The 11,838-nt window shown below is 69.7% G+C and carries 3 protein-coding genes; all 3 read left to right on the top strand.

Annotated features, from left to right (window positions below; all coding sequences use genetic code 11):
• Positions 1–27: 27 nt before the first annotated feature.
• The 3 genes from ACQEU8_RS20065 (at position 28) to ACQEU8_RS20055 (ending at position 11,751) form a co-directional block, all read left to right on the top strand.
• Positions 28–1,677, top strand: a complete 1,650-nt coding sequence (locus ACQEU8_RS20065) for a PucR family transcriptional regulator (RefSeq protein WP_433102964.1) — start codon at positions 28–30, stop codon at positions 1,675–1,677.
• 349 nt (positions 1,678–2,026) lie between these two features.
• A complete protein-coding gene (locus tag ACQEU8_RS20060) occupies positions 2,027–3,490 on the top strand; it encodes an amino acid permease (protein WP_433102962.1) in 1,464 nt (487 codons plus the stop codon).
• 356 nt (positions 3,491–3,846) lie between these two features.
• On the top strand, positions 3,847–11,751 hold the full coding sequence (locus tag ACQEU8_RS20055) for an amino acid adenylation domain-containing protein (RefSeq protein WP_433102960.1): 7,905 nt from the start codon (positions 3,847–3,849) through the stop codon (positions 11,749–11,751).
• The last annotated feature ends 87 nt before the right edge of the window (positions 11,752–11,838 follow it).

Here is an 11,838-nt window from a genome sequence, read left to right as displayed (position 1 = left end):
GAGTGGCTCCCAGAAGAGGCGACGATCATGGATCCGGGCCCGGTATCTCCCCCCGCAGCGGGCATCAGCCTGCGTCACCTGCTGATGACGCTGGGTGACTCGTTGGTGGAGGTGCAGGCCGCTCCCGGCGGGCTGGACGTCGAGATCCGTGGCATCGCGCTGCTCGACCCCGAGGATCCGCCGACCGCACAGCCGGGCGACCTCGTGCTCGTCATCGGCGCCCGTGGCCGAGCCGCTCTTCCCGCGCTGCGGGCGGCCGGGCGGGACGGAGCCGCTGCCGTCGTGGTCAAGCTGGACGGGCCCGGCCAGGCCGCGGCGCTCAGCGAGACCGCCGCCGAGGCCGGCGTCGCCCTGCTCTCGCTGCGCAGCGAAGCACGCTGGGAGCACGTGAACGCGCTGGCCCGGGCCGCCCTCGACGACGCACCGCCGGGCGACCCCGGCAACCGGGCCGAGGAAGGCGACCTGTTCTCGCTCGCCCAGACCACCGCCATCCTCACCAGCGGCATCGTCAGCATCGAGGACACCGCCAACCGGGTCCTGGCCTACTCCCGTACCACCGACTCCGACGAGGCGGACGATCTGCGGCGGCGCTCCATCCTCGGCTGGCAGGGCCCCGAGGGGTATCTGGCGCAGCTGCGCGAGTGGGGCGTGTTCCAGCATCTGCACTCCAGCGACGAGGTGATCGGCATCGACAGCCACCCCGAGCTCGGCATCCGCCGCCGGCTCGCGGTGGCCATCCGGTCCGGGGACCGGCAGCTGGGCACCATCTGGGTGCAGGAGGGCTCGACCCCGCTGTCGGAGCGCTCGCCCCAAGCGCTGCTGGGCGCCGCCCGGGTCGCCGCGCTCCATCTCGTACGGCGTCGCCGGGAGCTGTCGGAGGAGGTGACGCTAACCCGCACCCTGCTGGCAGGACTTCTGGACGGCAGTACCGGGCCGCAGCCGCTGGCCACCCACCTCGGATTCGACGCCACCCGCCCGGCTGCCGTACTGGGCTTCACATACGGGACGACAGAGGCGAGCGAGACCGCGGAGGTCGTTGCCGCGCCGGAGATGGCCCACGCCGAGGTCACCAACCTGGTCTCGGTCCACATCGCCGCCCGGCACCGCAGCGCTCTGGTCACTCAGGTCGATTCCCGTATCTATGTGCTGCTGCCCCAGCTGGCCCGGGGCATCGACACGGAAACGCTGCGCGGCTGGGCCCAGGAGATCACCGACGCCGCACGCCGCCATCTGGGGCTGCCGCTGCGCGGCTCGGTCGGCTGCCTGGTGCCGGGGCTCGGGGATGTCCCCGAGTCACGCCGGGAGGCCGACCGGATCCTCGACGCCATGCTGAGCACCGGTGTGTCCGCCGCAGTCGCCGCACTGCCGGACATCCAGGCGGAAGTGCTGGTCAGCGAGTTGCTGACGCTGCTCTCGGCCCACCCCGAGATGCGGGATCCACGACTGACCGCCCTGGTCGCGCACGACAGGCGGCACCAGGGCCGGCTCGCCGAGACGCTCCTGACGTACCTGAACTCCTTCGGCGACGTGCGGGCAGCCGCTGCCCATCTCCATGTGCACCCCAACACGCTGCGATACCGGCTGCGCCGCGTCGAGGAGCTGACCGGTCTCGACCTCAGCCGTCCCGACCAGCGTCTGCTGGCCATGCTCCAGCTGCGGCTGCCACCCACCAGCTGACCCGGTTCCGCATTGGCCGGTCGTACAGCCATCGACGGCGAGTTTGTTCAGCTTTCACAAACCTGTAGCCCCATGACCACCCATACGCTTGCGCAAATCCATTTCCGCAGGTGATGCGGCCCACCTCCCACGAGGAGACGGGGCGAATCGCGGACGTGCGGTGACGGCCACCCCACCGGTACGGCACCCGGACACCGACCGCGCCGCGAACCACACCCTGAACGCCTCCAGGAATCGTCAGTCCCTGACCGCCTCTCCCGAACCCGGCCCGCTCACCCCCACCAGCGCGGCGATCCGGCGATCCGGGCGGCCAGGCCCCGCACGGCACCAACCACTCAATGGATGTCACATGACTACACGTCCCCCTGACTCTCTGGCCCCCGACACCGCTCCGCCCGCCAAGAGTCAGCCTCCGGAGCAGCAGGCAGGTCTCCAGGCCGGTCTCAAGAACCGCCATCTGTCCATGATCGCCATCGGCGGCGTGATCGGTGCCGGTCTCTTCGTGGGCTCCGCCTCCGGCATCGCCGCCGCCGGGCCCGGCATCCTGCTCTCGTACGCACTGGTCGGCGCCCTCGTCGTCTTCGTGATGCGGATGCTCGGCGAGATGGCCGCCGCCAACCCGACCTCCGGCTCCTTCTCCGCCTACGCGGACCGGGCGCTGGGCCGCTGGGCCGGGTTCTCGATCGGCTGGCTGTACTGGTTCTTCTGGGTCGTCGTACTCGCTGTGGAGGCGACAGCCGGTGCCGTGATCCTGGAAGGGTGGGTGCCGGCCGTACCGCAATGGGGCTGGGCCCTGATCGTGATGGTGGTGCTCACCGTCGCGAATCTGGCCTCGGTCGGTTCCTTCGGCGAGTTCGAGTTCTGGTTCGCCGGCATCAAGGTCGTCGCCATCACGGGCTTCATCGTTCTTGGCGGACTGGCGATCTTCGGCGTGCTGCCCGGCTCCGACCATGCCGCGTCAGGATTCGGGAACCTCACCGAGCACGGCGGCTTCCTGCCGAACGGACCCGGCGCGATCCTCACCGGCATCCTGCTGGTCGTCTTCTCCTTCATGGGCAGCGAGATCGTCACCCTCGCCGCAGGGGAGTCAGCGGACGCGCAGCGGGCGGTGGCCAAGGCCACCAGGAGCGTGATCTGGCGGGTCGGCGTCTTCTACGTCGGCTCGATCCTGGTCGTGGTCACCCTGCTGCCGTGGGACTCCGCCGCGATCGCCGACAAGGGCTCGTACGTCGCGGCCCTCGACACGATCGGCATCCCGCACGCCGGCCAGATCATGAACTTCATCGTGCTGACCGCCGTACTCTCCTGTCTCAACTCCGGCCTCTACACCGCCTCCCGGATGGCCTTCTCCCTCGGACAGCGCGGCGACGCCCCGCGGTCCTTCGTACGGACGAACACCCGAGGCGTCCCCCAGGTCGCGATCCTGGCCTCCGTGGCCTTCGGCTTCCTGGCGGTCGCCTTCAACTATCTGTGGCCGGACACGGTCTTCCAGTTCCTGCTCAACTCCTCTGGCGCCGTCGCGCTTTTCGTCTGGCTGGTCATCTCCTTCTCCCAGCTGCGGATGCGGGGAATCATCCTGCGTGAGAGCCCTGAAAAGCTCGTCGTCCGGATGTGGCTGTTCCCCTATCTGACGTGGGCGACGATCGGGATGATCGCGTTCGTACTCGTCTACATGCTCACCGACGAGAAGGAGGGCGGCGGCCGCAGCCAGGTACTGCTCTCGGTACTCGTCGCCGCCGTGGTGATCGCGATCTCCTTGATCAGGGAACGGTCCCGCCGCAAGAACTCGGCGGAGCCGGTCGTGCCGCGGTAGGCCGTGCCCGGCGGATCTTGATCGGGCCCTCCCTGTTGTTCCGGTGACGGGGTGCCCCTGTCTGTTGCTTGCGGGCTGCGGGTCGTTTGGGGCTTGTCGCGCAGTTCCCCGCGCCCCTGACGGGGCGCGGGGAACTGCGGTGTTTGCGCTGCCCATTCGGAAATGCGGCGGGGCGAAGCGTAACCTCGCGTGAGCTTTCGATGAATTATCAGGTGCTACCCCGATTTTGCGGTGGCCACTCTCCGGAAATGGGCTATGCCTCGATCGTGTGATAGACCCGGAGGGGTCTGTCTCGTCGGCTGAAGTGCGTGCATACTCACGGTGGTTGATTTTTCCGCCGGCAGGGAACGGGTTGCATGGGGTCGAGGAAGTTTCGATTTCGGTTGAGTTCTGCTCAGCGGGAAATTTGGTTGGCCGAACGGGTGCGGCGGGGCAGTGGTGTGGATGCCGCTTACGGAGTCGGCGATTACCACGAGATTCCGTCCTCGGTCGACGTCGCCGCGTTGGAGCAGGCCGTGCGGTGGACGGTCGGCGAGGCGGACTCGCTTCGGGTGGGGATTCAGGAGGAGGGCGGAGAGCCCCGTCAGGTCGTCCGTGAGATCGAGAAATGGTCGCTGCCCGTTGTCGATCTCACTGCGGAATCCGCGCCGGAAGAAGCAGCCGTCTCCTGGATGCAGCGAGACCTCGCGGATTTCCACCTCGAACGCTTTCCCCTTTTCTCCTCCGCGTTGTTCCGGATCGCGGCCGACCGCTATTTCTGGTATCAGGGCTACCATCACATCGTTCTCGACAACACAAGTATCGAGGACGTCTCGCGTCGGGTGGCCGAGGTGTACACGGCACTGGTCGACGGCAAGGAACCTGGTTTCCCGGCTTTCGGCTCGATCGGTGACATTCTCCGTGCCGAGGATGAATACCGTGAATGCGAAGCTCACGAAAGAGACCGCCAGTTGTGGCGGGATCGGCTCGCGGACGCCGAGGAACCGACGCACTTTCCCGCGGTGGACCCAGGCGCGGGCGAGACCCCTCGATGGAGGACGTGGATCACGCCGGAAAGCGTCACATCGCTCAAGGCGGCGGCCCGTGCGCACGGTGTGCACCCCGCGGTGTTCGTCCCGGCCGCCACGGCAACGTATCTGAACCGGCTGACCGGCGTGGGCGACCTGACGCTCGGGTTCCTCGTACCGGGGCGGCATCCCGGCGCGCGCCACGTCGTCGCCACGACGGCGAACACCCTGCCGCTGCGCCTCCGGCCGGGGGCCGAGCGCGAGGTCGGCGCGTTGCTCAGGGAAACGCACAGGTCGATGCGCGAGTTGCTCCGCCATCAGCTCCACCGTGGCGAGGACATCGCACGCGACCTCGGAAGGCCGGTGGACCGGCTGTTCGGCCCGGTGGTCAATGTCCTGGCGGCCGACCGTGACGTGGAGTTCGCCGGGGTCCGGGCGCAGCGGCATGTGCTGGCCACCGGCCCGGTCGAGGACGTCGTGATCACCGTGCTCACACACGACGACGAGCGCGGCTGGCGTCTGGAGATCGCCGGTAATCCGGCGCTGTACGGCAAGTTGGACATCGAGGCCCATGGGCGGGAGTTGGAGCGGACCCTCACCAGGCTTGCCGGGAGTGAAGCCTCCGCAAAGCTGGCCTCGGCCTGTGCGGCCACCGCACCGCCGCAACACGCGTCGGGACCGCATCGCGCTCGTACTGGGCCCGCACCGCTTCCGAGTTCACGGCGTACGTTGCAGGAGCGTACGTTGCCGGAGTTCGTGGAGACCCAGGCCCGAAGGGCTCCTTACGCGGTGGCGGTTGAAGCGGACGCGGAGCAGGTGAGCTACGGCGAGCTGAACGCGACGGCGAACCAGCTTGCCCGCCGGCTCCTCGCGCGAGGCGCCGAACCCGACACGACAGTCGCCGTTCTTATGCCGCGCTGTGCAGACATGGTGACTGCCGCGCTTGCGGTGGCCAAGACCGGGGCTGCGGTGCTGCTGCTGGACCCCGACCATCCCGCCGAGCGGCTGGCCCACATCCTCGCCGACGCCGATCCCCGCCTGCTGGTCACCGACACCGCCGCCGGAAAAGCCGTGTCCGCGCCGCACCTGCAACGAGTGGTGCTCGATGACTCCCCGCCCGGGGAGGAGGACTCCCGTCCCGGTGAGGCAGCGGCCGACCAGGTCGACACGCTCGGTCGGGACGACACGGCCGACCGAGTCCACCCGGCGGACGAGGCCCCCGCCGACACCGACATCACCGACCGCGAGCGTGGCCGGTCGCTGCACAGCGCGGACGCCGCCTACGTCGTCTACACCTCGGGCTCGACCGGAAGGCCGAAGGGCGTCGTCGTGCCGCACTCCGGGCTTGCGGGCTTGATCGCGGACCAGTGCGAGCGGTTCGGCATCGACGGAACGAGCCGTGTGCTCCAGTACGCGGCGGCCGGCGTGGACACGATCTTCGCTGAGATGCTGCTCGCGCTCAGCAGCGCGGCGACTCTCGTACTGGCCCCGGCCGACCGCCTGATGACGCCGGCCGAGCTGGCGCGGTTCCTGGTGACCCGTCGCATCACCCACGCGGACCTGCCCGTGGGGATGCTGGAACAGCTCGATCCCACGGCGACGCCGGATGAGATGACCGTGATCGTCGGTGGTGAGGCGTGTCCGCAGGAGGTTGCCTCGCGGTGGGCCGAGCACCGACGGCTGTTCAACGCCTACGGCCCCAGCGAAACCACGGTCTGTTCGACCATGAGCGGGCCACTGTCCCCGAACGAACCCCCACCCATCGGCCGGCCGATCGCCGACACGCGGGCATATGTCCTGGACGCGTGGCTCCAGCCCGTTCCGGAAGCCGTGGTCGGGGAGCTGTATCTCGGCGGTCCCGGAGTGGCACGCGGCTATCTGCGCCGACCGGCGTTGACCGCGGAGCGGTTTGTCGCCGACCCCTACGGCGCACCGGGTGAGCGGATCTACCGCACCGGGGACCTCGCCTGGTGGGCGCCCGACGGGCAGCTGAGGTTCGGTGGCCGGGCGGACGACCAGGTGCAGATCCGTGGCCACCGCGTGGAACTCGGCGAAGTGGAAACGGCCTTGCGTTCCTGCCCCGGAGTCGTCCAGGCAGCCGCGACCACGCGCGAAGAGCCGTCGGCGCGTAGCCTGTTGGGCTACGTGGTCGTGGCGCCCGACGGTCACACCGACGCCGCACAGGTGCGTGCGGCGTTGCGGCGACGCGTCCCGGCGTTCATGGTGCCGGCCCGGATCGCGGTGCTCGACGAGTTGCCGCGGCTGCCGAACGGCAAGCTGGACAGGAGCGCTCTTCCTGCCCCGGACGTGTCCGTAGCGTCCGTGGCGTCCGAGGAGCCGCGCAGCGACGCGGAGCGAGCCGTCCTCCGTATCGTCGCCGAGGTCCTCCAGGTACCGGAGGTGAGTGGCGCTGTCGGCTTCCTGGAGCTCGGTGGGGACAGCATCAGCGCGATCCGGGTGGCCGTCCGTGCCCGCGAGCACGGAATCCCGATCGATGTGCGCGAGGTGCTCAACTGCGCCACGCTTGCTGAGCTCGCGCAGCAGACACACGAAGCCGGTGAGCGCACCGACGCCGGGACCCCGCCGACCGACTCGGCCGCCGACACCGTTTGTGACGCAGCAGCAGCAGCAGCAGCCGACGTCGCCGCCGACGACGACGTCGCCGCGCTGCGCCGGCAGTACGGCAGTCAGGTCGATGTCGCTGAACTGACGTCCCTGCAGAGGGGGATGCTGTTCGAGTTTCTCGACAGCGAGGCCGGAGGCCGTGCTCTCTACCGCAACCAGTGCGACACGGAGTTGTGGGGGCGCGTGGACGCCGCCCTTTTCCGACGGTGCGTCCACGCACTGTGCGAGCGCCACCCGGGTCTGCGCGTCACAATCGCCTTCCGCGGCCTGAGCGAGCCAAAGCAGGTGGTGCACCCGCACCTCGCACCAGCCGTCACGGAGGCCGACCTTCGCGGACGGCCGGCGGACACACAGCAACGTGAACTCGACCGTCTCCGCGCGGCCGAACTGTCCCGGCTCGGCGAGCTCGACGAAGGACCCCTGGTGAGGTTCGCACTTGTGCGGCTGGAGGAGGAGCGGCACTGCCTCGTTGTGACGGGGCATCACCTCGCTTTCGACGGGTGGTCGCTGTCCCTGCTGCTTATGGAACTGCTGACCCTGCACGCCCAGCACGGCAGCACCCAGGGCCTGGAGCCCGCTGCCGACATGCGCAGTCACCTCAAGTGGCTGGCCCGCCAGGACCGCGCCCGCGCGGAGGCGGCATGGCGGAAGGCCCTGCACGGCGTCAGTAGCCCCACCCTGGTGTTCCCGTCGACCCGGGCAGAAGCCGCAGACGCCGGCGTTCCGTGTCCGAGCGAGAAGCCCGACGCTCCGCGCCCGGGCTGTCCGAGCGAGCAGCTGAGTGCCGAAGAGACCGCACAGCTCACGCAGGTGGCACGTGACTGCAAGGTGACGCTGAACACCGTGCTGCAACTCGCCTGGGGCATGGTGCTGCACCATGAGACCGGCCGGGACGACGTGGTTTTCGGCACCGTCGTCTCCGGCAGGTCGCCCGAGATCCCAGGCATCGAGCGCGCGGTCGGCATGTTCGTCAACACGGTGCCTGTGCGAGTGCGACTGTCCGGCGGTGACACGTTCGAGGACGCGCTGCGCCGCATTGGTGACGAGCAGGCAGCGCTGGCGGGTCACCAGCATCTCGGTCTGGCGGAGATTCAGCGCCTCGCAGGCCTGGACCGCCTGTTCGACACAATGCTGGTCTTCCAGAACCTCCCGGAGCCAAGCGCGGTACGCGGTCAGGACGGCGTGCTGTCCGCCGGTCCGGTGCGCACTTGGGCAGAGCCCGACCATCCCGTGACGCTGGTGGTGGAACCTGGCGACCGGATCGGCCTGACGCTCAACGTCGACCCGGCGGTGGTGGCCGAAAGTACCGCCGAGCGGATGCTTGCCGCGCTCCGGCACACGCTGACCGCCGTTTCCCGGCACCCCGCAGACACGCTCGCCCGAGCCCAGCTCCTCCCGGCCGGTGAACGGCAACGGGTACTCGCGCTGGGGAAAGGGCCGCAGCGCCACTCCGTACCCGGCACCGTCGTGGAGCTCTTCGAGGCCCGAGCGGCGCAGCAGCCGGAGGCTCTCGCGGTGGTCGGTGAATGCAGCGGCCTCTCCTACGGCGAACTGGAGGCGAGTGCCAACCAGCTCGCGCGGCTGCTCATCAGCCGGGGAGCGGGGCCGGAACGCGTGGTGGCGGTATTGATCCCGCGCTCGCCGCGGATGGTCGTCTCGGTGCTGGCCGTGCAGAAGGCCGGGGCGGCCGTGCTGATCGTCGACCCCGACTACCCGCGGGACCGCGTTACGACGATCCTCGCCGACGCCCAGCCGGTGCTGCTGGTCACCGACCGTGCCACTGCCACGGCAGGAGGCTCGGTGACAGGCGGCCTGGAGTGTGTCGTCGTCGACGACGAGGACACGCGACACTCGCTCGCAGGCATGGCGACCGACCGGGTGCTGGATGACGACCGTATCCGCGCCCTGCACCCGTGCCATCCCGCCTACCTCGTCTACACCTCCGGTTCGACGGGCCGGCCCAAGGGCGTCCTGGTGGAGCACGCCGGGCTGACCGACCGCGTACGCGTGTTCCACGACCGCCTCGGCATCGGGGCGCACAGCAGGATGTTGCAGTTCTTCTCACCGAGCTTCGACGGCGTGTTCCTCGACGTGTTCCCCGTGCTGACCAGCGGAGGAACCGTCGTACTGGCACCCCACGACCGGCTCGTGACACCGGACCAGCTGGCCGGACTCATGGCCCGGCAGCGCGTGACCTGTGCATGCCTCCCGCCGCGGTTGCTGGCCGAACTCGATCCCGCACGGCTGGAGAGCATGACGGTTCTGTCTGTCGGGGAAGCCTGCCCCGCTGACGTGGCAGCCCGTTGGTCATCCGCACACCGGATCGTCAACGGTTACGGGCCCACGGAAGCCACGGTCTGTGCCACCTTGAGCGAGCCGCTGTCCGGGCCCGGCACACCGCCCATCGGCGTACCCGTGGCCAACACGCGGGCATACGTCCTCGACCCGTGGCTGCGCCCACGGCCCGTCGGCGCCGTGGGCGAGCTCTGCATCGCCGGAAGCGGCCTCGCGCGCGGATACCGGGGGCGACCGGCGTGGACGGCCGAGCGGTTCGTCGCCGACCCGTACGGCCCGCCCGGGCAGCGCATGTACCGCACGGGCGACCTTGTGCGCTGGAAGGAGAGCGGCGATCTGGAGTTTGTCGGACGCGTCGACGAACAGGTCCAGCTGCGCGGCTACCGCGTCGAACTCGGCGAGGTGGAAGCCGCCTTGGCGCGCTCCGCCGACGAAGTCCAGCACGCGGTGGCGGCCGTACACGGGGACGAGAAGTCCGGGACACAGCTGGTCGGGTACGTCGTTCCGAAGCCCCGCGCGAGCGTCGACACCGCCGCGGTGCGAGCCAGGCTGGAGCGCGAACTCCCCGCATACATGGTCCCGGCCGTGGTGGTGCCGCTCGCACAGCTGCCGACCCTGCCCAACGGCAAGCTCGACCGCCACGCCCTGCCCGCCCCGGACACCAGGCGGGCCCGCATTCCACGACAGCCGAGGACACCGCGGGAGCGGAGCGTCTGCGGCTGGTTCGCCGAGGCGCTCGGCCAGGACGAGGTGGGCGCCGACGACTCGCTCACCGAGCTCGGCGGCGACAGCATCACCGCGTTGCGGATCTCCTCCCGGGCCAGGGCACAGGGCTGGGAAGTACGACCGCGTGACGTGCTCACCCGCTCCACCCCGGCCGCGTTGGCCGCCGCTCTCATCCCGGCCCAGCGCTCGGCGGCGGAGGCCGCACCATCCGGTGACCGGACCGCGTCGCTGACACCTCTCATGTGCTGGCTACAGGACAACGTCGGGGAAGCACCCCGTGAGTTCTTCCTCGCCGCGGCGATTCACCTGCCACCCGAGATCGGCAGGGATGCGCTGGTGGCGGTGTTGCAAGCGCTTCTCGACAAGCATGAGATGCTGCGTTCGCGGCTCGACGTCAAGCCGGACGGCTCCTGGGAGTTCAGCATCGCCGAGAGCGGCGCCGTGTGCGCAGCCGATCTCCTCACCCGTGTCGACGCCGCACCCCCGGGGATGTCACCGGCCGAGGCGGTCAGGGCGCAGGTGGACGCCGCCGCAGCACGACTGGCGCCCCGCGAGGGGAAGATGGTGCAGGCAGTGTGGCTGGACGGCCCAGAGTCGGAGAGCGGCCGTCTGCTGCTGGTCGTCCACCATCTGGCAGTCGATGTCGTCTCGTGGTGGATCATGCTGAACGATCTCGCCGCCGCGTGGCGACAGCGGTGCGGAGCGGCACCCGGGCCGGCCCCGGCGGCTCCGTCGTTCAGGCAGTGGACGACATGGCTCGGTCAGGAAGCCCGTTCGGCGCACCGCATCACCGAAGCCGAGTACTGGAAGGACGTCCTGTCGCGGACGGCACTGGCCGCGCCCTGGGCCGTGCCCCAGGACTCTCCGACGCGGCGCGGCCTCGACACCGCGTCGCGGACGGTGACCCTGTCCCCGCAGCTCACCCGCGCGGTCCTCACCCAGACGCCGGCAGCCCACCAGGTCCGGCCCAACGACGTACTGCTCACCGCGCTCAACCTCGCCGTCGCCCACTGGCACCACCGACGGCACGGCAGCGAAACGACGGGCCTGCTCGTCGAACTGGAAAGCCACGGGCGGCATGCCGACAGCGCGGGAATGGACCTGTCGCACACCGTCGGATGGTTCACCGCGACATACCCGGTGCATCTGGACTGCGGCCCTGTCCGCTGGGAGGACGTGCAGCACGGTCGTACGGACCTGGCCGCGGCCCTGGGCCGAACCCACCGCGCCCTTGCGTCCGTGCCCGAACACGGTCTGGGCTTCGGACTGCTGCGACACCTCAACCCGCAGACGCGTCACGCGCTGTCTTCGCTGAACACCCCGTGGCTCAACTTCAACTACATCGGGCGGCTGTCCGTGCCTCCGGACACCGCCTGGGAACTGGCGGAGGACTGCGGCGGGATCATCGGCGGGACGCAGCTGTTCATGTCCTGCATCGAGATCAACGCGGCACTCCTCGACCGGGGCGACGAGCCCGTGCTGACGGCCACATGGTTGTGGCCCGCTCAGCTGATCGGAACCGACGCGGTCGAAGAGCTGAGCACCGCCTGGATCGCCGCTCTCGAAGGCATCGCCGCCGGTGCCTCGACGGGCTCCGACGTCCGCTGAGAAAACACTTCGAACCCGACTCGACGGCCCTGCGTCCGGCCCAGGCCGCGCACACAGCATGCCTGACCTACGCCTCCACAGATCGAC

The organism is Streptomyces sp. CA-250714, assembly GCF_050936705.1.
Classification (GTDB): Bacteria; Actinomycetota; Actinomycetes; order Streptomycetales; family Streptomycetaceae; genus Streptomyces.
Note: the sequence above shows the minus strand (reverse complement) of the source record. Positions and strands in the feature narration are given on the sequence as shown.

Bases quoted from the DNA above. Each gene is read 5' to 3' on its own strand.
- ACQEU8_RS20065 (WP_433102964.1), top strand. From the start codon at position 28: ATGGATCCGGGCCCGGTATCTCCCCCCGCAGCGGGCATCAGCCTGCGT.
- ACQEU8_RS20060 (WP_433102962.1), top strand. From the start codon at position 2,027: ATGACTACACGTCCCCCTGACTCTCTGGCCCCCGACACCGCTCCGCCC.
- ACQEU8_RS20055 (WP_433102960.1), top strand. From the start codon at position 3,847: ATGGGGTCGAGGAAGTTTCGATTTCGGTTGAGTTCTGCTCAGCGGGAA.